Source organism: Acinetobacter sp. YH01008 (assembly GCF_013420435.1).
Classification (GTDB): domain Bacteria; phylum Pseudomonadota; class Gammaproteobacteria; order Pseudomonadales; family Moraxellaceae; genus Acinetobacter; species Acinetobacter pseudolwoffii.
On record NZ_VOYD01000010.1, the window covers coordinates 18146 to 42569 of the forward strand.

The window sequence follows — 24424 nt, forward strand, 5'->3', positions numbered from 1 at the left end:
AATAGAGTTTTCTTAAAATTGGGCTCTGAAAAATATTGTGGCATTCAAAATACATTTTTAAGATAGAATTTAAAAATGTATGATGGTTTAGAAAGAGAGAGAATGGGTTTTATGAGCAGTCAAGAAGAAAAAAAATTATTTGCCGAACGTTTGAAACAAGCTTTAATGGATAACGGACACCCTATTAGTCCGACTTATTTATCCAAGGAGTTTAATAACCGTTATGATGGCACCTCTATTTCGGTGCAATCTGCAAATAACTGGTTATTAGGTAAGGCCATCCCTAGCCAAGATAAACTCTCTATTTTAGCGATTTGGTTAAATGTATCTAATCAATGGCTAAGATTTGGAGACCAAGATATTAATCCTAGTGCCCAGATTTCAGAACACGATGCTGGAGATCTAGACTATTATCTGAAGTTTCGCGCTTTAAAAAATCATCATAAAGATATCATTAAAAAGTTGATTGATGAGTTAAATCAATTCTAATTTTTATGCGTGAAATAAGCTAAAATTTTTTTATGCTCATGTTCATATCTCCGTAAACGATCTTCATATTCCTTTAATTTCCGGTATAAAGACTTTAATTCACATTTACTAATCAATACCAGTTCAGAATGATCCTCTGAACTTTTCCCCTCATTATTTATAACTGTACTGTTCATATAGCCGCACATCAATTATATTTTGATTAAATCATAAATCAAAAATTTATATATTCCAAGATCAAATGTTACAAAAATAAACATTAATCAATTTTTTAATAAAAAATGATACCCTGTTTGCATTTTTTAATCTAGATCAAACTTATGTCTCAAATTTTACTCTATTTTTTATTGAAATCGTACTTTTTTATCAAGAAATAAAAAAAATCCCTACCTGAGGTAGGGATTTTTCAAGATCAAATGATCAACATGAATTACATCATGCCGCCCATACCACCCATGCCGCCCATATCAGGCATTGCAGGCTTGTCTTCTGGAATATCCGTGATCATACATTCAGTTGTCAACATTAATGCAGCAACAGAAGCAGCATGCTCAAGTGCTGAACGCGTTACTTTTGCTGGGTCAAGAATACCCATTTCGAGCATATCGCCATAAACACCTGTTGCCGCGTTATAACCGAAGTTGCCTTCGCCATTTTTCACAGCATTGATCACCACTGAAGGCTCATCACCCGCATTCGATACGATTTGACGAAGCGGCGCTTCAATCGCACGACGTAGAATGTTGATACCTACATTTTGGTCATCATTCGCGCCAGTTACGTTATCCAATACTTTCGCTGCACGTACCAGTGCAACACCACCACCTGCAACCACACCTTCTTCAACCGCAGCACGCGTTGCATGAAGTGCATCGTCTACACGGTCTTTCTTCTCTTTCATTTCAACTTCAGTCGCAGCACCGATTTTGATCACTGCAACACCGCCTGCCAATTTAGCAACACGTTCTTGAAGTTTTTCTTTGTCATATTCAGACGTAGATTCTTCAATTTGCGCACGGATTTGCTGAACACGTTCAGAAATTTGACCTGCATTACCCGCACCATCCACAATCACTGTGTTTTCTTTAGATACAGTCACTTTATGTGCAGTACCTAAATGTTCAAGTGCAGTTTGATCTAGCTGCATGCCAATTTCTTCAGAAATCACCGTACCGCCAGTCAAGATCGCGATGTCTTGCAGCATCGCTTTACGACGATCACCAAAACCAGGCGCTTTTACTGCACATACTTTGATGATGCCGCGCATGTTGTTGACAACCAAAGTTGCCAACGCTTCGCCTTCAACATCTTCAGCGATGATCAAAAGCGGTTTACCTGTTTTCGCAACAGCTTCAAGCACTGTGATCAACTCACGAATGTTGCTGATTTTTTTGTCAACCAGAAGAATGAACGGATTTTCAAGCTCCGCGGTTAGCGTGTCTTGCTTGTTTGCGAAGTATGGCGAGATGTAACCGCGGTCAAACTGCATACCCTCTACCACATCTAGAGAATCTTCAAAGCCTGAACCTTCTTCTACAGTAATGACACCTTCTTTGCCCACTTTTTCCATTGCTTGCGCAATCAGTTTACCTACAGTGGTGTCAGAGTTTGCAGAGATCGAACCGACTTGTTCAATCGCTTTAGAATCAGACGCAGGTTGAGCAGTTGCTTTAATTTCAGCAACCAAAGATCTAACAGCGATATCGATACCGCGTTTCAAGTCCATTGGGTTCATACCCGCTGTAACTGACTTGATGCCTTCGTTCAAAATTGCTTGAGCCAATACAGTTGCAGTGGTTGTACCGTCACCTGCGATGTCATTAGTTTTAGAAGACACTTCACGAACCAGCTGAGCACCCATATTTTCGAATTTATCTTTTAGGGTGATTTCTTTGGCAACCGTTACACCATCTTTGGTGATGTGTGGCGCACCGAAAGAACGGTCGATCACAACGTTACGGCCTTTAGGACCTAGTGTTACTTTCACTGCATCTGCAAGGATATTCACACCAGCAATCATTTTGCTGCGTGCTGAATCACCAAATTTTACGTCTTTAGCTGACATTTTTGACTCCAAATACTTTTAATATCTTTTAAATTCTGATGAACATAAGACGACTTTAAACGGAAATTAAGCAAATACCGCTAAAATGTCAGATTCTTTCATAATAAGAAGTTCTTCGCCGTCAACTTTCACAGTTGTACCCGCATACGTACCGAACAATACTTTATCGCCAACTTTTACATCTAGCGCACGTACACCATTGTCAGTGATTTGACCATTACCTACAGCAATGATTTCACCTTGAGCTGGTTTTTCTGCAGCAGAACCAGGAAGTAAAATACCGCCAGCTGTTTTAGTTTCTTCTTCAACACGACGAATAACAACGCGGTCATGTAATGGACGAATGTTGCTCATATTTAACTCCATCAGACTAAGTCTTTTTTAGGTCACTGATGACGACTTAATTATTCCATGGGTCATCATCAAAAATTTTTGATGTCACTTTTATGGAGATGGAATAAAACGCTTCAAGGGCAAAAATGAAAAAAAATTGCTTTTTTTTAACGAATACTGATTTTTCGTCTATTTATTCAACATATCAGGCTTTAACAGAAAGGACTGGGTCACGTCATCGAATAAATACTGGGAAATTTTTCCTGATGCATCAATCAGATTAAAACTATTTGGCTCTTTTTTATGTAGCCGATGCGAGGCTGAAGTACCTGCATGTACATCATAAACAGGATGATCTGCCCCCAAATCAAAGATCAGGTTCAAATCATAAACCGCAGGTTGATGCAGATGTCCATGCAAGACTGCAAACAGGCCATGTGCTGCCCAAGCTTCTAAAGCAATTTTGGCCATCAATGGACTATCCTTAAAACCGCGCTTATTTTGAAAAGGCACATAGAACGGTTGATGGCTGACAATAATTTTTAATTTGGAAGAAGGCGCTTGGCCTAATTTCCGATCAATACGCTGAATCTGCTCAAGCGATAAATGCCCTTTGGTGTGATAGCGGCGCCGGATTGAGTTCACCCCCACCAGATAAAAGTTGTCTGTTTCAAGTGTGGGTTCAAGTTCACCAAAAAAAAGCTGATAACGGGTAAATGGATTGAACAGCCGATTCCATAAATGATAGAGCGGAATATCATGATTACCCGGAATTACCAGATAAGGTGTCTCAAGCTGATCTAAAAACCGTTTACAGGCCAAAAACTGGCTTAAACGTGCGCGTTGGGTCAGATCACCACTGACGACGACCGCTTCCAGAGGATGAGTCTGACAGAACTGTCGAATTGCCTCTAAACACTCGGGTTTTTCTGTCCCAAAATGCAGATCAGACAGATGCAGGATCATGCGGCACCCTTACACTCAGGCTGTTTTTTAAAACAGAAATATTGAGGGGCGGCGCCATTTCTACGATTTCGCCATCAATCGCCACCATCAATTTCTTGGATCTAGATTCGATACGGACTTGATCGGCAGCAAAACTGTAAACATCCGAAGCCTGATCAATCTTGCCACGAACCAACTGATACACAAGCTTAAATAAAGTTAGCTTATCACTTTTAGAAACCACTACTCCTGCGACTTTACCCTGCTCTGCTGCTTTGGCAATCTGCATTTTCATATCTGCCAGTTGCAAGGGATTGTTGCCAAAAAAGATCAGGGGTGTTTTTAGCGGATATTTCTTGTGATCTACCCAGATTTCCAGTTTCAGTTCCTTACGGTCGCGAATCAGCACATCCAGTGCGGAAGTATAGGCATGTAACGGCAATCGACCAAACCGCCGGTTATAATCTTCACGTTTTTTGATAAATAAGGGATACAGACCCAAACTGGCATTATTCAGATAAATATCCTGATTAATTTGGGCTACATTGATACGTTTAGATTGTCCCGTGGCAATCACTTTAGCGGCTTCAATTAAATCCAAGGGAATATCTAATAATCTGGCTACATAATTAAAGGTACCCAAGGGTAAAATTCCGACAGAAATTTGCGTATTTAATAAATGCTTGGCGACTGTATTTAAAGTACCATCCCCACCTGCTGCCACCACGATGCCTGCTTCATCCGACGCTAAATGTCGTGTCAACACCTCCGCCATAACATGATCAAATTGCTGTGAATCATTGATTTCATAGGCTTTAGTCTGATAACCTTGCGCTGAAAATATTTCAGTCAGTTGTTCATAGATCCCTTCTGGCCCTTGTATGCGAAAACCAGCATTATGATTATAAATAAGCGATAAGGGTTTAGATTGATTAGACATTTTTCGCACAACTTTATGAAGCCTATTGGCATTTTGTCCAATTCATAGACAATTAACAGTAGCTTTATGTAAAATTCAAATGGCAACCATTTATTTAATCAATAACGAATATGAGACGTGCTATAAAATTAATAAATTGATTTTATTAATAATTTTTAAAATAAATACTATTCATAATTAAAATAAATAACCAAGACAATTCAAATATTTAGTTTTATCTTATTGTTTTCATTATATTTACAAATAAAATAGCATTATATGCCAAAAGAAATCTAGTGCTTCTTTGGTCTTATTTTTTTTATCATTTTATGCTTTAATACAGCCACTTTTTTTCATATATCATCCGGGCAACATTTTTATTGCTCGGATTGTACTTTGTACATCCTTTTTGTACACATTTGAGATAGGCCTCACCATGACCCAAGTGAACGCACCAGAATTCGTTCGTCACCCTAAGCTTATTGCTTGGGTGGAAGAGATTGCTAAATTAACAAAACCAGCAAAAATTGAATGGTGTGACGGTAGCGCAGAAGAATATCAACGTTATATCGACTTGATGATCGCTAACGGCACAATGCAAGCACTGAATCAAGAAACTCATCCTGGTTCTTATCTTGCGAATTCTGATCCTTCTGACGTTGCTCGTGTTGAAGGTCGTACTTACATTTGCTCTGAAAACAAAGAAGACGCTGGCGCAACCAACAACTGGGAAGCACCTGCTGAAATGCGTGCTCGCCTCAACGGTTTGTTTGATGGTTCTATGAAAGGTCGTACTTTGTACGTTGTGCCTTTCTCTATGGGTCCTTTAGGTTCTCATATTGCACACATCGGTATCGAATTAACAGATTCTCCTTACGTTGCTGTAAGCATGTCTAAAATGGCTCGCATGGGTAAAGCTGTTTATGACGTTCTAGGTACTGATGGCGAATACGTTCCATGTGTACATACTGTGGGCGCTCCGCTAGAACAAGGCGAAAAAGACGTTGCATGGCCTTGCAACCCTGAAAAATACATCGTGCATTATCCAGAAACTCGTGAGATCTGGTCTTACGGTTCTGGTTACGGCGGTAACGCATTGTTGGGTAAAAAATGCCTGGCTTTACGTATTGCATCATTTATGGGTCGTCAACAAGGCTGGTTAGCTGAACACATGCTGATCCTTGGCGTGACCAATCCACAAGGCGAAAAACACTATATCGCAGCGGCATTCCCATCTGCATGTGGTAAAACAAACTTCGCGATGTTGATTCCACCAGCGGGCTACGAAGGCTGGAAAATTGAAACTGTAGGTGACGATATTGCTTGGATCAAACCAGGTGAAGATGGTCGCTTATATGCAATTAACCCTGAAGCTGGTTTCTTCGGTGTAGCGCCGGGTACAAATACCAAGACCAACCCGAACTGTATGGCAACATTAACTAAAGATGTGATCTATACCAACGTTGCTGTAACTGACAACGGCGAAGTATGGTGGGAAGGTCTTTCTAAAGAAGTACCTGCTAACCTAACCAACTGGAAAGGTCAACCTCACACTGGCGAAGAAAAAGCTGCGCATCCAAATGCTCGCTTCACTGTTGCTGCTGGTCAATGCCCTTCGATTGACGCTGACTGGGAAAATCCAGCAGGTGTTCCAATTTCTGCGTTCATCTTCGGTGGCCGCCGCGCGGACACAGTGCCTCTAATTTCAGAAGCATTTGACTGGGTTGATGGTGTTTACAAAGCTGCAACTATGGGCTCTGAAACCACTGCTGCTGCTGTTGGTCAACAAGGTATTGTTCGTCGTGACCCGTTCGCGATGCTTCCTTTCGCTGGCTACAACATGGCGGATTACTTCACGCACTGGTTAGAAATGGGTGAGAAAGTTGGCGAGAAAGCAAAAGCTGCTGGCAACAAACTTCCAGGTATCTACAACGTGAACTGGTTCCGTCGTGATGCTGAAGGCAACTTCGTATGGCCTGGTTTCGGTCAAAACATGCGTGTTCTTGAGTGGATCATTGACCGTTGTGAAGGTCGTGCTGATGCTGTTGAAACACCAATCGGCCTAGTTCCTACTTACGAACAGTTGAACTGGACTGGTTCTGACTTCACTAAAGAACAATTTGACCTAGTAACTTCTCAAGACAAAGATCAATGGATCAAAGAGCTTGAAAGCCATACTGAATTGTTTGACAAGCTGGGTGAGCGTTTACCGGAAGCGTTAAAAACTCGTCAAGCAGAACTTATTGCTGCGGTTAAATCTGCTTAATTGCTGATTTAATTCCAAAAAGGTCGCGTAAGCGGCCTTTTTTATTGGCTGTTTAAACAATTGATCACAATTGATGAGAGCAGCTGCTTAAGCAAAATATGGCATACTTAAGCCAAGACTTTAGGAACTATAAATATGAAAAGAACAACAGTCATTTTAGCTCTGGCTGCAAGCAGCTTCATGTTGAGTGCGTGTCAGACTGCACCACATCAGTTCAACGGAAAAAGTGGCTATGAAATTCTGGAACGTTCAGGCAATACAGCAACCTTGAGCTATACGCTTTCAGGACGGCCTAATCAGGATGAAAGAAGATTACAGGCAGCCTGTCAACAGACTTTGGGCGGTTCAAAAACCTATAATATTCAGATTTTAAGCACTAATGAAATTTCTAATCCACTTGCGGAGCAGGAACAATATGGCCGCCAATTAGGTAATAGCCGCACGCAAATCAGCTTAAGCAATACCCCAGATCTATATAATAGCCAGAACCCGGGTGCACGCGAAGCCTTAGACGCCCGCCCAACCACGATGCGTGTCATTCGTTATACTTGTTCTTAATATCCGATATATTCAAAGCAACACAATAAAAAGGGCTTATTGCCCTTTTTATTTTTCAAATTCAAAGTGTTTTATAAAAATTGACATTACGAAATTCTGGTGATTCATCCAGGTCTGGCCAGGTCGTCGCGCTACGTTCATCCAGCTTTATATACTTTGGATGACTAAAATTTTTGACTCGACTGTCTGCTACCCATACTTCAGGTGCGAATTTTAAAAATTCATCCAGGAAGAAACGGTTGCATTGATCATAGAGCACATCTGCGGCTAACAGAATGTCTACCTGTTCTGCCTTATACAGGTCATCCAGATATTCCAGCTCAACTTCATTTAACTCAGCATTGGCACGACAGGCATCCAAACTGACTTGATCGATGTCACAGCAGATGACGCGTTTTGCGCCTGCCATTTTCGCTGCAATGGCAACTACGCCCGATCCAGTCCCAAAATCCAAAACTACTTTATCTTTGACATGATGCGGCTCTGCCAATAGCCATTGAGCCATCGCCAAGCCTGAGGCCCAGCAAAAGATCCAATACGGTGTATCGTTCCAGATCCGGCGAATCACTTCATCATCGAGTTTATCTGTTGGAAATACCGGTGGAATGAGCCATAAAGAAATAGGCGTATCGGGAAGCTGCTGCGCCTGTAATTCACAATGTGGAATCACACCATGTAAGGCTTTTAGCAGATGCTGAGGGGCTTTAGGCAATTGAAAGGTACAGCTCATTGGGTTTTCTTTTAATTTATATCTATATATTCAAAAAATCTCCCATAACCCCTCTTTAGGAAAGAGGGGAACTTCCATCTAAAAATTGATGATTAGCTTTCCTTCTTTGAAAAAGGAGGGTCAGGGAGGATTTAATTAACCAAGCGCTTTTTCAGCAGCTTCTACCGTTTGACGAATCAAAGTGGTGATGGTCATCGGGCCCACACCACCCGGAACCGGGGTATAAGCAGACGCAATTTCTTCAATGCCTTGCAACTGGATATCACCTACACCACCGCCATCACGTGGATGGAAACCAGCATCAACAACCACCGCGCCTGATTTGATCCAGTCTTTTTGAATCAGTTCAGCTTTACCTACTGCACCGACAATAATGTCAGCTTGCTTAACAAAGCTTGCAAGATCTTGAGTACGTGAATGGCAAATGGTTACGGTTGCATTCGCTTCTAGCAGCATCGCAGCCATTGGTTTACCCAAAATTGCAGAACGACCTACAACCACCGCATGTTTACCAGCGATTTCGATGTTGTTTTCTTTCAAAATGGTCATAATCCCAGCAGGCGTCGCTGAACCATAGGCTGCTTCGCCCATTGCCATACGACCGTAGCCCAGACAAGTCACACCATCTACGTCTTTTTCAAGCGAAATTGCATCAAAACAGGCACGTTCATCAATTTGAGCCGGAACCGGGTGTTGAAGCAGAATCCCGTGCACATCTGGATTGGCATTTAACTTTTCAATTTCAGCCAATAATTCTTCAGTGGTGGTTTCTTTAGGAAGTTCCACTTTGAGTGAATCCATACCAACACGGCGGCAGGCATTACCTTTCATGCGAACATAAGTTGCAGATGCGCCATCGTCACCTACCAAAATCGTCGCAAGAATTGGAGTACGACCTGATTTTGCTTTCAGCGCTTCTACGCGAGTAAACAAGTCAGCTTCAATTTGCTTCGCCAATGCACGACCGTCTAGAACTAATGCCACGGCACTTCTCCCAAGTGTTGATATGAATCAATTTTGCACATTCTACATGAATAATTTAAATATTTTCCGCCAGATGATGTTTTTATGCGCATACAGATGAATACACTATTGTTTTTTTTTCTGAGCTTGATAATATACGCATCAACAAGACGCGGCGGGGTGGCAGAGTGGTCATGCAGCGGACTGCAACTCCGTGGACGCCGGTTCGATTCCGACCTCCGCCTCCATCTTGTTAAAGCCCGAGTGGTGAAATCGGTAGACACAGGGGATTTAAAATCCCCCGCCCACAAAGCGTGCCAGTTCGAGTCTGGCCTCGGGCACCATTTTAATCCTTGTTAAAATGGTGCAATAAAATCTCCAGCATTAAGCTGGTTTTTTTATGTCTGAAATTTAGAAAATAAGTCAAACTATCAATCAAGCCATTTTATACAGACGTGCGATTTTATCCCGCAGAACGTAAATAACGTTCTAAATCTTGCTCCAGTTTCTGCTGAAAATGTACAGGCTCAGTAATCTTGATGTGGGGCATCCAGTAACGCACCAAAGGTAAAAGCTGCATTTCATGGCGAATCTGACAACTGATTAACAACTCTCCCGATGCTGACTCTTGCTCAATCTGTTGTTCCGGAAATAAACGACGCTCTTTAAAAAACATGGCGACTTCTGGCTGAATTTTTACCCAGACTTGTTGTTTCTGCTGCCCAAACCAGATCCCTTCTTCATCCTCCAGAATTTTTAATATTTCAGCCTCATGTTCAAAGGGCTTCAGATCAAGCAACAATTCAACTTGCTGAATCTGACTGAGACGGTAGGTGCCTAGTTTTCCCTGATCTATACCCGCCAGATACCAAATGCCATGATGATGGATTAAACGATAAGGCTGGATATTTCTGGATTCTTCACGATAACGTAAATGAATATAATAACACTTATGAATAGCAGCGGCTAAAGTTTTAAAATGCTCAGCAAACTGTTTGGTGTCTTCAAAATGATAGCCTTTTGCAGAAAACACCAGATTGGCGCGATCATCCAGCAATTCACGTAAAAAGGACATATCTAGTGCGGGATACAGCTCACTGATCCCGGAAAGCTGGGCAAAGGTCTGAATATCCTGCAACTTGAACCGCCCCAAATAAGAGGGATCCAGATAATATCGTTTCTGTTGATCTTGGCGTAAAGGCAGATAAGAGTTTAATCGGTCAAAATCACGTTCAATGGTGCGGCTACTGACCTGAAATTCTGCAGCTAGCTCTGCAGCCCGGAGTTGATATCCGACATTTAATTTGGTCAAAATTCTGGCTAAACGCTCTGCAAGACGCTCATGTGTTGAAGCTGGGCGCTTCATAAATCCCCACTTAATACATTCACATGTACTTATTTATCGCTAGATACTTAATGATTATACTAAATACCAATAAGTGAATCATATTAGGATAAAGTCTAAGATATTCTTTTACCTCAGATCTTGACCCTTTATTCATCCCAAAAATACAAGACCTTATTTGGATTTTCTGGATGCTTTCTTGCTTAAAGGACGATTCTGGAGCGTTAATCTTTCCATATAACGCTCCAGATGCAGCATCGCTCGATACATTTTATGTAACTCTGCCCAACTCATGCTTCCGCGAATAATCATTTTATGAATACGATGCAATGCTTTTAAACTATGTTTTGAACTATATACTATTGGAATAATTTTCATCTTATTTTCCCTCTCACATTCATGTGAATGTTGAACCAATTAGTCGGAATTATCGATAGATGCAATTTACGTGGCATTCTTGACAGGTTGTGTCGAACAGTTAACATTTTTTAATTTTTATTCAAAATTTTATATATTTATTTGTAATAAGATTTTACTCAAAATTAAAAAAGCCAGTAAAATTACTGGCTTTTTTAAATCATTTATCTCGTATTAAATAATTTCAACCACAACTTTACCGACATGCTCCCCGGTATCCATGGCTGCATGTGCATCTTGGATTTGATCAAACTTGAAAGTTTTATAGATCATCGGGAGACATTCGCCTTTTGCCCACAATGGTGCAATCTGCTCTTTCAGGCCTTGTGCAATTTCAGCTTTTTCAGCCGTAGTACGTGCACGCATGGTCGAACCCGTAATGGTCAGACGTTTCATCATGATAGGACCTAAATTAACCTCTTTGGCTTTACGACCGCCCAAAAAGGCGATATACACCAGACGTCCATCACGACGCAGCAAATTCAGGTTCCGCTCTAAATATGGCCCACCCACCATATCCAGAATGACATCGACTCCGCCATTGTCAGTTGCTTCATTAATCACTTGCTCAAAGTCTTGCGTTTTATAGTTAATCGCATAAGTTAACTCTGAAATAGCTGCAACCTTGTCATCCGTACCGACAGTCGCAAAGCTTTTGATTCCGAGTGCTTTACATAACATTAAAGCAGTAGTGCCAATGCCGCTGCTCCCGCCATGAATCAGCACGGTTTCCCCTGCTTTGGCCTGCCCCATCTGGAACACATTGGCCCACACGGTAAAAAAGGTTTCAGGAATGGCTGCCGCCTGTGTAAAGCTTACACCTTCCGGAATATTCAAGGTCTGGCTTTCTGGTACGACACAATATTCTGCATAACCACCACCATTGGTCAAGCCACAGACTTTATCACCAACTTTAAACTGGCTTACCTCAGCACCAACTGCAATCACTTCACCCGCGACTTCAAGGCCCGGGACTGGTGTTACGCCTTTTGGCATTGGATACAAACCTTGACGTTGCAAAATATCTGGACGGTTAATTCCGAAAGCATGGACTTTCACCAGAACTTCATCTGCTTTGGCTTCGGGGATTGCAACCGTTTCATAAGCCAATTTATCGATATCGCCCGGTTCTATAATAATAATCTGTTGCATGCTTGCTTGTGACATATATTTCCCTGCTTATTGAATATTCAAGATACTTGGCTTTATTTGAACATAGTTAAGCTGAGGAATGAAGCCAAGTCGGACTTATGTATAATCAAGTCACTATTCAAAAAATTGATAGGAGATGGATATGAGCGAGATCATTGAGTATAACGAGAATAATTACAGTAATTTTGAATGGTTCGAAGGTTTTGCAGTCATTCGCTTTTATGCCGAATGGTGTAAGCCTTGTATTCAGAATTTTCCGGTCTTTAATGAACTGGCAGCGCAATATGCTGAAAGCAAGCCCGAAATCAAATTTGGCAAAGTAAATATCGACCAATCTCCAGTATTAACCTTGCGCTATCATGTTTATGGTCTACCTTCTACGCTGATTTTTAAAAATGGCACAATCATTAAAAGGATTGCTGGTGCAAAAAGTCTAACGGAGATAAAGACGATTCTATCTCAATCCCTAACTGATTTTTCTGAATAATTAAAGCATACATATCTGAAGATAAACTGTAGAGAAAATTTCATTTTTACCCCTCGGTAAAATCCGGACTTGGTAATTAACCACGGCTTTTATACTCTTTGACCATCCGATCACTGACATCTTCCGGATAACACAAAGGTGCATGCCCACCCGCCCGATTATATGCACTACGTTTACCACAGCGACTGCCATTACTGGCCGTATTGTAAGGACATGGACAATTCCCCGGATAACGATCAATCGACTGCTGGATAATTTTTTGCTTAATTGCATCTGTACTGGTCGCCTGTTTAGCGTCCACCCCAAAAGCCAAACACAACCCGATTAAAATAAATATTTTTTTCATAAACACCCCTCAATATTTGTATTATATCGAGAAGAAATTTAAGTGAAAGTTCAACATTCACACGGCTGCACATTATTTACATACTTAAAAAGTATCCAAATAAAAAAAACCGCTTTACAGCGGTTTTTTTAAATCGACTCAGTCTTATAATCGAACCAATTCTACAATTTTCTCAGCAAGCTCTTCGACTGCTTCCACAATTAAAGTGGTGTCTGTACCTTCAGCAGTATCGGTAATCACCACCACACCTGTTTCACGAAGCAATGCAACTTGTGCAGCATCAAGACCCGCTCTGGCAATTGCCACGATGCCTTGCTGAATCAGTAAACTTTCAAGTGCCTGAGCATTTTCCAAAGCTTTTGCCGAGACAGTCAGCGCAGCAGGTTTTTGACCCAAACGCGCAGCACGCACTTCAGCAGTCACAGGCTCATCATGTGCAGACCATTCAACTGATTCTTCCACCATACCTGCACCAATCGTCACGTTATTTAAACGATCAATAAAGATAAATGAACCGGTATAACGGCTGTCTTGATAACGGTCAAAGACCACGGGCGCATCAAATTCAACAGTCACATTGGCAATCGCATTCAGCTCAAGATTTTCGACCTGAACTTTCTCCAGTGTGTTGACGTTGGTACGGTAATGAATCGCTGTCACTTTTGCAGGAACAGTCTGTGTACCAATCTTAATGTTGTACAGCTTGCCAATCACCAGCGCTTGATCTGCCATCCACACCACAGTCGCTTGAACTGAACGAGAAATATTTGGAACCGCTTGATCGGCACGAATTAATACGTTACCACGTGAAATATCAATTTCATCGTTGAGCGTTAAAGTCACCGCTTGACCTGCAACAGCATGCTCAAGATTGCCATCAAAAGTAACGATTTCTTTTACTGTTGATGATTTACCTGATGGTAAAGCCGTTACGGTATCGCCAACGTTGATATCACCAAGTGCAATCGTGCCGCAGAAACCACGGAAATCGAGGTTTGGACGGTTGACATATTGCACAGGAAAACGAAAATCTGCTTTTGCCGAAGTACGGTTAATTTCTACCGACTCAAGCGTACCCATCAATGTTTCACCGGTGTACCACGGTGTATTGGCGGACTTGTTCACCACGTTATCGCCATTCAATGCAGAAATTGGCGTAAAGATGATGTTCGATGGTTTACGATCACCCAACTGCGCAACGAATGCTGCATATTCTGCCTGAATTTCATTGAAGCGGGCTTCAGAGAAGTCCACCAGGTCCATCTTGTTGATCGCAACAACAATATTTTTAATACCAAGTAAGCTTGCAATAAAGGTATGACGACGGGTTTGAGTTTGCACACCATAACGCGCATCAATCAAGATAATCGCAAGGTCGCAGGTCGATGCACCTGTTGCCATGTTACGGGTGTACTGCTCATGTCCCGGAGTATCGGCAATGATGAACTTACGCTTTTCAGTCGAGAAATAACGATAGGCGACATCAATGGTAATGCCCTGCTCACGTTCTGCCTGCAGACCATCTACCAGAAGTGCCAAGTCAGGTGCATCGCCTGTGGTACCAACTTTTTTCGAGTCACGGGTGACGGCTTGCAATTGATCTTCATAAATCAATTTTGAATCGTAAAGCAGTCGACCAATTAGAGTCGATTTACCATCATCTACGTTACCGCAAGTCAGGAAACGCAACAGGTCTTTATTTTCATGTTGTTTCAAATAGCCCAAAATATCTTGGCTAATCAGTTCTGATTGATGAGACATTGCCCAAAGCTCCACATATTCTTTAGAAATCGGTTTTGAATCCCTCTAAATCTCCCTTTATAAAAGGGAGACTTCCTCCACTTTTAAGCCCCTCTTTCTCAAAGAGGGGTTTGGGGAGATTTTTAGGGGGAGATTAAATTAGAAGTAGCCTTCCTGCTTCTTCTTCTCCATCGAGCCTGCTTCATCATGGTCAATCATACGACCCTGACGCTCAGAGCTGGTTGCCAAGAGCATTTCTTGGATAATTTCCGGCAAGGTATCTGCAGTTGATTCAACTGCACCTGTTAATGGATAACAACCTAAAGTACGGAAACGTACCGATTTCATTTGTGGAACTTCACCTTCTTTTAAAGGCATACGTTCGTCATCAACCATAATAAGTGTACCGCTACGCTCAACCACAGGACGTTCTGCAGCCAGGTAAAGTGGCACAAGTGGAATACTTTCCAAATAGATGTATTGCCAGATATCCAACTCGGTCCAGTTTGATAACGGGAATACACGAATACTTTCACCTTGATTCACTTTACCGTTGTAAAGGTTCCAAAGTTCAGGGCGTTGGTTTTTGGGATCCCAACGATGTTTATCATCACGGAATGAATAGACACGCTCTTTGGCACGAGATTTTTCTTCATCACGGCGCGCACCACCAAAAGCAGCATCAAACTTGTATTTATTTAAGGCTTGTTTTAAACCTTGGGTCTTCATGATGTCAGTATATTTTGAACTACCATGATCGAAAGGATTGATGCCTGCCTCGACTCCTTCTTTGTTTTGATGCACGATCAAATCAAAACCATGTTTTTTTGCCATGTTGTCACGGAAAGCAATCATGTCTTTAAATTTCCAACCCGTGTCTACATGCAGTAGCGGGAATGGAAGTTTGGCTGGATAAAACGCTTTCAGTGCAAGATGCAGCATGACTGCTGAATCTTTACCAATGGAATAAAGCATGACTGGATTTTCAAATTCAGCTGCTACTTCACGGATAATATGAATACTCTCAGCTTCAAGCTGTTTGAGATGAGTAAGTCTTTCCTCATTTAACGACATGGACAACACCAGCTTAGAAAAACGTGTACTTATGACACTTTTGAAAATTTATATTCATTATAGTGATTTACTTATCTTAGCCATTGCTTGTTTTATGATATTGATATATCAAAAGCTCATATAAAAATTCACTAATAACAAATATCAGTTTTTATGAATCAATAATGAACGTCACCACATCTGACTATTTTTGCTGTATTAATTTTTAAAATCACCCATAAAAGTATAGATAAATAATCTAAAGTAGTGGTTTCCAAGATGCTGAAAAATTAATAGAGTAGGCTAAATTCTCCCTTTGATATATTTTGCTTATGGCTTATAGCGCTTTTGATCTCTCCACTCTAAAAACTCGCCTGGAACAAGCAGAGCTTGCAGGTTACATTTATCAGCATCAGCAACACATTTTAGTCTTACAAGAACCTTTCAGTGAAGACGGCAAGCCTTTAAATATCTATTTGCAACATGAATTGACTGCCGACCAGATCGGATTACAGTTTGGTCTGCGTTTGCAAGAAGGTCATTGGGAATTCTTATTGGGTGTGACGTATAGCAACCAAAATGCAGCTTATGAAATCGGTGCGGGTAATCTTAAAGGTGATCAAAAAGCCTTTAACTTACTCTATGCATTTTACAATTACCCTAAAGCATTCTATCTGGTGGCATTGCCTTTAACCAGCAATAGCCAGATGCTGGAGCAGACTTTGGAACAGCAACTTTTCAGTCAGCCGGATCTGCATTTTCTGGATACTGCGATCAAGGTGAACCCGATGGGTGAACAGATCACATGGATAAAAAACTATATTCTGCAACAGACTCTGGATATGAAAGTTCGGATTCAGACTGCCTTACTCTAAGTCTTTAAGAGAGAAATATAGAGATACTAAGACATAGTATCTCTATATTTCTCAGAAAAACCAATCCACATAACCTTAAAATTCATGTAAAACATTGAAGATAATTAATTTTTTAGCAAATCCTAAATGAACTTATAGTTTACTATTAACTTTAATAGTTCAACAATTATTAAATACATAATATATTCAATCCTTGTTTATAAGGTTTTTTGTTATTTTTTTGCATACAAAATTAACAATTACTGCTATCGTTATAGCATCAGAGGCTTCCTTACACTTTTCCTAAAACATAATTATAGAGATAAAAAATGTGGGAACTGTTTACTCATCCGTCAAATATCGTATTTAGTATCAGCCTGAGTCTGATGCTGATGTTTGCTGCACTGGAATGCATATTACTGCTGCTCGGTGGCGGCTCGCAGAATATGTTAGAACAGTTTTTGCCTGAAGACCCCCTGCAACCAGAAATTAATCCAGATCAACATCCCGGCTTTTTCACCAAAGTATTTGACTGGTTATATCTGGGACGTCTGCCTTTATTTATCTGGCTCATCATTTTTCTGACCAGTTATGGCCTGAGTGGCTTATTGATTCAGGGAATATTTGAACGCCTGACCAGCCAGCTCTTCAATGTATGGCTAATTTCCCCAGCCTGTCTGTTTCTGTGTATGCCGATAGTGCGCTGGCTTGCCATGGCTGCCAGCAAGCTTATGCCTCAAGATGAAACTTCTGCCATTTATAGTGACGAGCTTATTGGGCGTACCGCAATCATTATTCTGGGTGATGCCAAAGTCAACTCTCCTGCACAAGCCAAAGTCCGGGATCAGCATGGCCAGACCCATTATGTTTTAGTCGAACCAGAAACCAATCAAATTTTAAATCAAGGTCAGAATGTCGTACTGACCCATAAAACCAAAAATGGCTTTCAAGCCACTGCACTCTAATTTTATTCAGCCAGAACCAAACTGAGACTTTATAACAATGTTAACTTTTGATTTATATAATATTTTAATTATTTCTGGAATTATTTTTGCAGCACTGGTGACCTTCGGTCTCATCATTGCGCGCCTATACCGCCGCTCCAGTAAAGAAATCTCCTTTGTGCGTACCGGTTGGGGTGGTGAAAAAGTGATTTTGGGTGGAGGAGCAATCGTGCTCCCAGTCTTGCATGAAATCATTCAAGTCAATATGAACACCCTGCGTCTTGAAGTGCGCCGTGCAGATGATCAGGCACTGATTACCCGTGACCGTATGCGCGTGGACGTCATGGCCGAATTCTATGTACGAGTCAAACCTACTGCTGATTCAATTGCAACAGCCGCACAAACGCTCGGGCAAAAGACCATGTCACCGAATGAATTAAAAAATCTGGTCGAAGGCAAATTTGTCGATTCACTGCGTGCAGTAGCAGCAGAAATGGCCATGGAAGAACTGCATGAAAAACGGGTCGACTTTGTACAAAAAGTACAGCAAGTGGTTTCAGAAGATTTGCATAAAAATGGTCTGGAATTGGAAACCGTTTCCCTGACTGGCCTGGATCAAACTGGATTTAAATATTTCAATCCACAAAATGCCTTTGATGCTGAAGGCCTGACCAAGCTCACTGAAACCATTGAAGATCGTCGTCGCAAGCGAAATCATATCGAGCAGGATACCGACCTGGCGATCAAAACTAAAAATCTGGAAGCAGAACAGGCGCGCCTGCAAATCATTCGTGAAGAAGAATATGCCAAGCTGCAACAGGAACGCGAAATTGCCATTCGCCGTGCCGAGCAACTGGCTGAAATTTCTGCTCAGGAAGCCGGTAAAAAACGTGAAGCAGAAGAAGCACAAATTGCTGCTGAACGAGAAGTCGACCTCAAGCGTATTTTAGCGGCCCGTGATGTAGAAAATGAGAATATCCAAAAAGCGCAGCTGATTCAAAAAGCCCAAGTCGAACAAAAGAAAACTATTGAGCTGGCCGAACAGGATCGTGCCATTGCCATTGCAGAAAAATCTCGCGCCGAATCTGAAGCCAAAGCGCAAGCCGATCAGGCACGTGCTCAAGCGGTAAAAGCGGAAGAAGAAGTCATCACTGTACGCCAAATCCAGCAGGCAGAGCGTCAAAAAGCGGTTGAGCTGGTCGCAGCCAAAGAACATGCGGAAAAAGATGCAATTGCAATTACGGTTGCCGCTGAAGCCGGAAAACAAGCCGCAGCAGATGATGCCGAAGCAGTACGTATTGCTGCTGAAGCTGAAGCTGAAAAAGTTCGTCTTAAGGCCAAAGGTGAAGCGGACGCAAAAATTCTACTGGCTCAGGCGATGGAAAAACAGTATCAGGTCGATGCTGAAGGTACCCGTGCAGTCAACGAAGCCAATAATGTGCTGTCACCTGAACAGGTCGAAATGCAGATTCGCCTAGCCATGTTGAAATACTTGCCTGAAATTATCCGGGAAAGTGTTAAACCGATGGAAAATATTGATGACATCAAGATTCTTCAGGTCAATGGCCTGCATGGCAGTCATGCCGGTTCCTGTCAGACAGATGCGCATCATGAAAATGGCAATGTTGCCCTGTCAGATCAGGTGGTAAATAGCGCCCTGCGTTATCGCAGCCAAGCACCCTTAATTGACAGCCTAATGAATGAACTTGGTATTCAGGGTGGTGATATTAATGGTATGACCCAGAGTCTGAAGGCTAAAACTTAAAAATAGAATGAGATATAAAAAAGCTCCCAACTGGGAGCTTTCTAGTGCATGTTTAATCTATAAATCAAACCAAACCTTTATCTTTCAATACTTGCAACATGGTTGAACCAAGTTCCGCAGGACTGCGGGTATATGCCATACCCGCACGCTCAAAGGCAGCAAATTTTTCTTCAGCAGTTCCTTTACCACCTGAAATAATTGCACCCGCATGCCCCATACGCTTGCCTTTAGGTGCGGTAACACCTGCAATATAACCGACCACAGGCTTGGTGACATGAGCCTGAATATATTCCGCTGCCTCTTCTTCTGCGGTACCACCAATTTCACCAATCATAATAATGGCTTCAGTCTGAGGATCGTCCTGGAACAGTTTCAAGCAGTCAATCTGGTTCATGCCCGGAATCGGATCTCCCCCGATCCCGATACAAGTAGACTGACCCAGTCCAAGCTTGGTGGTCTGCGCTACGGCTTCATAGGTCAAAGTCCCTGAGCGCGAGATAATTCCAATTTTACCCGGCTGATGAATATGACCCGGCATGATCCCGATCTTACATTCACCCGGCGTAATAATGCCCGGACAGTTTGGCCCGATTAAACGCGTGCCATTACCATTGGTTTCCAGATAACGCTTGGCTTTAAGCATGTCGATGGTCGGTACACCTTCAGTGATCACCACAATTAACTCAATGCCCGAATCAACCGCTTCAACAATAGAATCCAGCACAAATGGTGCAGGAACATAAATCACCGAAGCATCTGCGCCAGTTTCTTTCACCGCTTCGCGCATGGTATTGAATACTGGTAATTCCAGATGGGTTTGACCACCCTTACCCGGTGTTACACCACCGACAACTTTGGTGCCGTAAGCCAAAGCCTGCTCAGAATGAAATGTACCGTTTTTTCCTGTAAAGCCCTGTACCAATACTTTGGTGTCTTTATTCACTAATACGCTCATGATTGATACTCCTTAAGCTTTTACAGCAGCAACGATTTTTTCTGCAGCGTCAGCAAGACCATTTGCAGAAATCAATTTCAAACCTGATTCATCCAGTAATTTTGCACCCAGTTCCGCATTGTTGCCTTCGAGGCGAACAACCACAGGAACGGTCACATTTACTTCCTGAACCGCCGCAATAATTGCTTCTGCAATCATGTCACAACGTACAATTCCACCAAAAATATTAATCAACACACCCTGCACAGAGTGATCTGCCAGAATAATTTTAAAAGCTTCAATCACGCGCTCTTTGGTCGCACCACCACCGACATCGAGGAAGTTGGCAGGTTGACCACCATAAAGCTTGATAATATCCATGGTTGCCATCGCAAGACCGGCACCATTCACCATACAGCCAATGTTCCCTTCCAATGCCACATAGTTCAGATCAAATTCAGATGCTTTGAGTTCACGTTCATTTTCCTGAGACTTATCACGTAGCGCAGCCACTTCAGGCAAACGGTACAGTGCATTCGAATCAATCCCGATTTTGGCATCCACACACAGAATATCGCCATTTTCACGTACCGACAGCGGATTGATTTCAAAAAGTGCAAAATCATTGTCTACAAATGCCTGATAAGCAGCAGTCATGACTTTAACAAATTGATTAATTTGGCCATCTTTGAGTTTTAGGGCAAAAGCCACTTCGCGAGCCTGAAATGGCATGAGCCCCACTAAAGGATCAACTTCAACTTTAATAATTTTTTCAGGGGTTTCTTCGGCCACTTTCTCAATTTCAACACCGCCTTCAGTCGATGCCATAAAAGTAATGCGGCGGGTTGAACGATCGACCACCGCACCCAAATAAAGTTCGCGCTCAACAGGATAAACATCCTCAGATACTAAAATGCTATTTACCGGCTGACCATTGGCATCGGTCTGATAAGTTACCAGGTTTGAACCGATGATCTGGTTGGCATATTCAGCAGCCTCGGTAGCCGATTTAACGACTTTTACACCACCGGCCTTCCCACGACCACCTGCATGCACCTGAGCTTTCAGTACTGCGAACTTTCCACCTAACTGCTCAAAAGCATGTACCGTTTCATCGGCATTGGTGGCAAGTATCCCTTCCTGTACCGGCATACCATATTTTTTTAATAGCGCTTTTGCTTGATACTCATGTAAATTCATTCAATAACCTTTTATTACTTCTTTGCCTTGTTATAAACCCACCAGTACCCAGACGTCCGTCAAAGCAGTACCAGCATTTCTTAAAATCGTTATCTTTATTTTTAGATGATTGTTCCCATAAAAACAACCATGAAATGTAAAAAGAGCGACCTAAGCCGCTCTTTTTTTAATTTTATTTACGTTTGCGTTGAATCGCATGAATCGCACGACCATCGACCGCAAGTGCAGCTTCGTGTACCACTTCAGAGAAAGTTGGATGACCAAAAGTCATCAACTGTAGATCTTCAACTGAAGATACAAACTCAAGTGCAATCATACCTTGGTGTACGATGTCAGACGCAGCAGGTCCAATCACGTGCATACCCAATAGACGATCTGTTTTCGCATCAGCAACAAACTTCACAAAACCAGCATTTTCGCCAGCAGCCATTGCACGGCCGTTTGCAGCAAAACCGAATTGACCGGTTTTCACTTCGTGACCTTTGTCTTTGGCTTGCTGTTCTGTTAAACCAACCCACGCCGCTTCCGGATGGGTATAGATGACAGAAATAATCGTGTCGTAGTTGACTTGAGCGGCATGACCGTGAATACGTTCAACGGCCATTACGCCTTCTTCCATGGCTTTATGCGCAAGCATAGGACCACGAACCAAGTCACCAATTGCGTATACGCCGTCCACAGACGTTGCACACCAATCGTTCACTTCAACCAGACCACGCTCAGTCAGTTTAATGCCGCAATCATCCGCCAATAAACCTTCAGCATAAGCACGACGGCCTACACATACGATTAACTTGTCGAAAGTTTGAGTCTTGTCTTCACCGCCCTGAGTGTACTTCACAGTCACTTCAGAACCGTTCACTTCAGTACCAGAAACTTTCGCACCAACGCGAATATCAAGACCTTGCTTAGTCAACAGTTTTTGGTAGTCTTTTGCCAAGGCTTTATCAGCCATTGGTAAGAATGCATCCATTGCTTCAAATACAACAACTTCAGCACCCAGACGACGCCAAACTGAACCTAATTCAAGACCGATAACGCCCGCACCAATTACGCCTAATCGTTTAGGTACTTCTTGGAATTCAAGTGCGCCAGTTGAGTCAACAATAATGTTTTGATCAACAGGTGCAGATGGGATATTGATTGGCACAGAACCAGTCGCAAGAATCACGTATTTTGGTTCTAAAATTTGAGTTTCGCCTTCATGAGAAACGAACTCAACTTTTTTACCGGCAAGTAATTTACCTGTACCTTTTAACCATTCGATGCCGTTGCCTTTCAGCAAGCCATCAATACCCATGGTCAATTGGTCAACGATTTTGTCTTTACGCGCTAAAAGTTTAGCAAGATCAAATTTCACTTCACCCGTGGTAATACCGTGATCATCTAGATGCTGCACTGTATCTTCGTAACGGTGAGAAGAATCAAGCAAAGCTTTAGACGGGATACAACCCACGTTTAAGCAGGTGCCACCTAAAGATGGCTTGCCTTTATGAATACGTTTTTCGATACACGCAACTTTGAAACCAAGTTGAGCTGCACGAATTGCTGCTTCGTAGCCGCCCGGGCCACCACCAATTACGACTAAATCGAATTGAGACATGTTTATCTCCAAATAATCCCCTTTAATCTCCCTTCAAAAGGGAGACCTAAGCCCTCTTTTTAAAAAGGGATTAGGGAAGATTCTTAATAAATAAATTACAGATCAAGGATAAGACGCGCTGGCTCTTCTAACAATTCTTTGATTGTTACAAGGAAACCGACTGCTTCTTTACCATCGATTAGACGGTGGTCATAAGACAATGCAAGGTACATCATAGGCAAGATTTCTACTTGACCATTCACTGCCATCGGACGTTCCTGGATTTTATGCATACCCAGAATCGCAGTTTGTGGCGTGTTCAAGATCGGAGTAGATAACAATGAACCGAAAGTACCACCATTGGTAATCGTGAATGTACCGCCAGTCATGTCTTCGATGCCTAATTTGCCATCACGCGCTTTCGCAGCGTATGCACGAATACCGTTTTCAACTTCGGCATAGTTCATGCGGTCTGTATCACGAAGTACAGGAACCACCAGACCACGCTCAGATGAAACTGCAACACCAATGTCATAGTAACCGTGATAAACAATGTCATCGCCATCGATTGATGCGTTCACTGCCGGATAGCGTTTTAGCGCTTCAGTTGCTGCTTTAACAAAGAATGACATGAAGCCAAGACGTGCACCATGACGTTTTTCAAACGCATCTTTGTATTGAGCACGCATTTCCATGATTGGTTTCATGTTCACTTCGTTGAACGTGGTCAACATTGCAGTTTCTTGAGTCGCTGCAAGTAAACGTTCAGCAACACGCTTACGAAGACGTGTCATTGGAACACGTTTTTCGATACGTTCGCCCACAGCAACGCTTAATGGCGCAGCAGCAGGAGCAGCTGGTTTCGCTTGGTGGTTTGCCACATCTTCTTTGGTGATGCGACCGCCACGACCTGTACCCGCAACATCAGCTGCTGCAACACCAGATTCAGTCAATGCTTTACGCACTGCTGGCGCTTGGTCTTGTACTTGCTGACGTTCAACGATTGGTGAATTACCTGCTTCAGTATTCGCCGCAGCTTGTTCAACTTTCTCTTCAGACTGAACTGCTTGAGTTTGAGCAGCGCCAGAAACAGCACCTTCTTCAAACTGTGCAATGACTTCAGCTGAAAGTACAGTGTCGCCTTCATTTTTAATGATAGAGGCAATTGTACCGTCTGCAGGAGCAACAACTTCTAAAACAACTTTATCAGTCTCAATATCACAGATCACTTCATCACGTGATACTGCTTCACCTGGTTGTTTGTGCCAAGTTGCGATCGTACCGTCCGCAACTGACTCTGGGAATACCGGTGCTTTAATTTCGGTTGCCATTACTTA

The 24424-nt window shown here is 42.3% G+C and carries 23 protein-coding genes and 2 tRNA genes; 9 read left to right on the plus strand and 16 right to left on the minus strand.

Going from position 1 to position 24424, the window contains the following annotated elements; translation table 11 throughout:
- Positions 1 to 75 precede the first annotated feature (75 nt).
- Positions 76 to 489, plus strand: a complete 414-nt coding sequence (locus tag FTT75_RS07600; protein WP_180186193.1) for a hypothetical protein — start codon at positions 76 to 78, stop codon at positions 487 to 489.
- A 430-nt stretch (positions 490 to 919) separates the two neighbouring features.
- On the opposite strand, the gene groL is transcribed toward FTT75_RS07600, so the two are convergent.
- From groL to FTT75_RS07620, 4 genes are all read right to left on the minus strand, one after another.
- Entirely contained in the window at positions 920 to 2554 is a 1635-nt protein-coding gene (gene groL, locus FTT75_RS07605) for a chaperonin GroEL (RefSeq protein ID WP_180075194.1), read from the minus strand.
- A 66-nt stretch (positions 2555 to 2620) separates the two neighbouring features.
- A complete protein-coding gene (gene groES, locus FTT75_RS07610) occupies positions 2621 to 2908 on the minus strand; it encodes a co-chaperone GroES (RefSeq protein ID WP_005096311.1) in 288 nt (95 codons plus the stop codon).
- Between the two features lie 168 nt (positions 2909 to 3076).
- Complete coding sequence (locus tag FTT75_RS07615; RefSeq protein ID WP_005171918.1) at positions 3077 to 3853, minus strand: metallophosphoesterase; 777 nt, start codon at positions 3851 to 3853, stop codon at positions 3077 to 3079.
- Positions 3834 to 4772, minus strand: coding sequence for a diacylglycerol kinase family protein (locus FTT75_RS07620; RefSeq protein WP_180097242.1), 939 nt, complete (start codon positions 4770 to 4772; stop codon positions 3834 to 3836). Before FTT75_RS07620 ends, FTT75_RS07615 begins: the two co-directional genes overlap by 20 nt.
- Positions 4773 to 5187: 415 nt before the next feature.
- Between FTT75_RS07620 and FTT75_RS07625 the strand changes: the two genes are divergently transcribed.
- Together FTT75_RS07625 and FTT75_RS07630 are read left to right on the plus strand one after the other, a co-directional pair.
- Positions 5188 to 7017, plus strand: a complete 1830-nt coding sequence (locus tag FTT75_RS07625) for a phosphoenolpyruvate carboxykinase (GTP) (RefSeq protein ID WP_180186194.1) — start codon at positions 5188 to 5190, stop codon at positions 7015 to 7017.
- 135 nt (positions 7018 to 7152) lie between these two features.
- Positions 7153 to 7575, plus strand: a complete 423-nt coding sequence (locus FTT75_RS07630) for a hypothetical protein (RefSeq protein ID WP_180186195.1) — start codon at positions 7153 to 7155, stop codon at positions 7573 to 7575.
- Between the two features lie 61 nt (positions 7576 to 7636).
- Here FTT75_RS07630 and FTT75_RS07635 read toward each other — a convergent pair whose 3' ends face one another.
- Complete coding sequence (locus FTT75_RS07635; protein WP_180186196.1) at positions 7637 to 8305, minus strand: methyltransferase; 669 nt, start codon at positions 8303 to 8305, stop codon at positions 7637 to 7639.
- A gap of 135 nt (positions 8306 to 8440) precedes the next feature.
- Complete coding sequence (folD, locus tag FTT75_RS07640; protein ID WP_180186197.1) at positions 8441 to 9289, minus strand: bifunctional methylenetetrahydrofolate dehydrogenase/methenyltetrahydrofolate cyclohydrolase FolD; 849 nt, start codon at positions 9287 to 9289, stop codon at positions 8441 to 8443.
- 153 nt (positions 9290 to 9442) lie between these two features.
- On the opposite strand from folD, the gene FTT75_RS07645 reads away from it, so the two are divergent.
- Positions 9443 to 9516: transfer RNA gene (locus FTT75_RS07645), tRNA-Cys, on the plus strand.
- Between the two features lie 10 nt (positions 9517 to 9526).
- A tRNA-Leu gene (locus FTT75_RS07650) sits at positions 9527 to 9612 on the plus strand.
- A 119-nt stretch (positions 9613 to 9731) separates the two neighbouring features.
- On the opposite strand, the gene FTT75_RS07655 is transcribed toward FTT75_RS07650, so the two are convergent.
- The 3 genes from FTT75_RS07655 to FTT75_RS07665 form a co-directional block, all read right to left on the minus strand.
- Positions 9732 to 10634 carry a YafY family protein gene (locus FTT75_RS07655; RefSeq protein WP_180186198.1) on the minus strand — a complete coding sequence of 301 codons (903 nt, stop codon included), beginning with the start codon at positions 10632 to 10634 and terminating at the stop codon, positions 9732 to 9734.
- Positions 10635 to 10787: 153 nt separating this feature from the next.
- The gene (locus FTT75_RS07660) at positions 10788 to 10991 is read right to left on the minus strand and encodes a hypothetical protein (protein ID WP_159516433.1); all 204 of its coding nucleotides are present in this window, start codon (positions 10989 to 10991) and stop codon (positions 10788 to 10790) included.
- A 213-nt stretch (positions 10992 to 11204) separates the two neighbouring features.
- Positions 11205 to 12197 (minus strand): NAD(P)H-quinone oxidoreductase, encoded by a 993-nt coding sequence (locus FTT75_RS07665; protein ID WP_180186199.1) that lies wholly within the window; start codon positions 12195 to 12197, stop codon positions 11205 to 11207.
- Positions 12198 to 12324: 127 nt separating this feature from the next.
- Between FTT75_RS07665 and FTT75_RS07670 the strand changes: the two genes are divergently transcribed.
- On the plus strand, positions 12325 to 12669 hold the full coding sequence (locus tag FTT75_RS07670) for a co-chaperone YbbN (protein WP_005171940.1): 345 nt from the start codon (positions 12325 to 12327) through the stop codon (positions 12667 to 12669).
- Between the two features lie 76 nt (positions 12670 to 12745).
- On the opposite strand, the gene FTT75_RS07675 is transcribed toward FTT75_RS07670, so the two are convergent.
- From FTT75_RS07675 to cysD, 3 genes are all read right to left on the minus strand, one after another.
- Positions 12746 to 13015, minus strand: a complete 270-nt coding sequence (locus FTT75_RS07675; RefSeq protein ID WP_005171942.1) for a hypothetical protein — start codon at positions 13013 to 13015, stop codon at positions 12746 to 12748.
- A 144-nt stretch (positions 13016 to 13159) separates the two neighbouring features.
- Positions 13160 to 14776 carry a sulfate adenylyltransferase subunit CysN gene (cysN, locus tag FTT75_RS07680; protein WP_005171945.1) on the minus strand — a complete coding sequence of 539 codons (1617 nt, stop codon included), beginning with the start codon at positions 14774 to 14776 and terminating at the stop codon, positions 13160 to 13162.
- A gap of 138 nt (positions 14777 to 14914) precedes the next feature.
- Positions 14915 to 15829 (minus strand): sulfate adenylyltransferase subunit CysD, encoded by a 915-nt coding sequence (cysD, locus tag FTT75_RS07685; RefSeq protein ID WP_005096294.1) that lies wholly within the window; start codon positions 15827 to 15829, stop codon positions 14915 to 14917.
- Between the two features lie 311 nt (positions 15830 to 16140).
- Here cysD and FTT75_RS07690 point away from each other — a divergent pair, with 311 nt between their 5' ends.
- The 3 genes from FTT75_RS07690 to FTT75_RS07700 all read left to right on the plus strand — a co-directional run bounded on the left by FTT75_RS07690 (position 16141) and on the right by FTT75_RS07700 (position 19371).
- Positions 16141 to 16683 (plus strand): hypothetical protein, encoded by a 543-nt coding sequence (locus FTT75_RS07690; protein WP_005171949.1) that lies wholly within the window; start codon positions 16141 to 16143, stop codon positions 16681 to 16683.
- 308 nt (positions 16684 to 16991) lie between these two features.
- On the plus strand, positions 16992 to 17627 hold the full coding sequence (locus FTT75_RS07695) for a YqiJ family protein (RefSeq protein WP_005096292.1): 636 nt from the start codon (positions 16992 to 16994) through the stop codon (positions 17625 to 17627).
- 37 nt (positions 17628 to 17664) lie between these two features.
- A complete protein-coding gene (locus tag FTT75_RS07700) occupies positions 17665 to 19371 on the plus strand; it encodes a flotillin family protein (protein WP_005096291.1) in 1707 nt (568 codons plus the stop codon).
- A 64-nt stretch (positions 19372 to 19435) separates the two neighbouring features.
- Here FTT75_RS07700 and sucD read toward each other — a convergent pair whose 3' ends face one another.
- The 4 genes from sucD to odhB all read right to left on the minus strand — a co-directional run bounded on the left by sucD (position 19436) and on the right by odhB (position 24418).
- A complete protein-coding gene (gene sucD, locus FTT75_RS07705; protein WP_005096290.1) occupies positions 19436 to 20326 on the minus strand; it encodes a succinate--CoA ligase subunit alpha in 891 nt (296 codons plus the stop codon).
- Between the two features lie 12 nt (positions 20327 to 20338).
- A complete protein-coding gene (sucC, locus tag FTT75_RS07710; RefSeq protein ID WP_005096289.1) occupies positions 20339 to 21505 on the minus strand; it encodes an ADP-forming succinate--CoA ligase subunit beta in 1167 nt (388 codons plus the stop codon).
- Between the two features lie 172 nt (positions 21506 to 21677).
- A complete protein-coding gene (lpdA, locus tag FTT75_RS07715; RefSeq protein ID WP_005096288.1) occupies positions 21678 to 23108 on the minus strand; it encodes a dihydrolipoyl dehydrogenase in 1431 nt (476 codons plus the stop codon).
- Between the two features lie 95 nt (positions 23109 to 23203).
- A complete protein-coding gene (gene odhB, locus FTT75_RS07720; protein ID WP_005171964.1) occupies positions 23204 to 24418 on the minus strand; it encodes a 2-oxoglutarate dehydrogenase complex dihydrolipoyllysine-residue succinyltransferase in 1215 nt (404 codons plus the stop codon).
- Positions 24419 to 24424 lie beyond the last annotated feature (6 nt).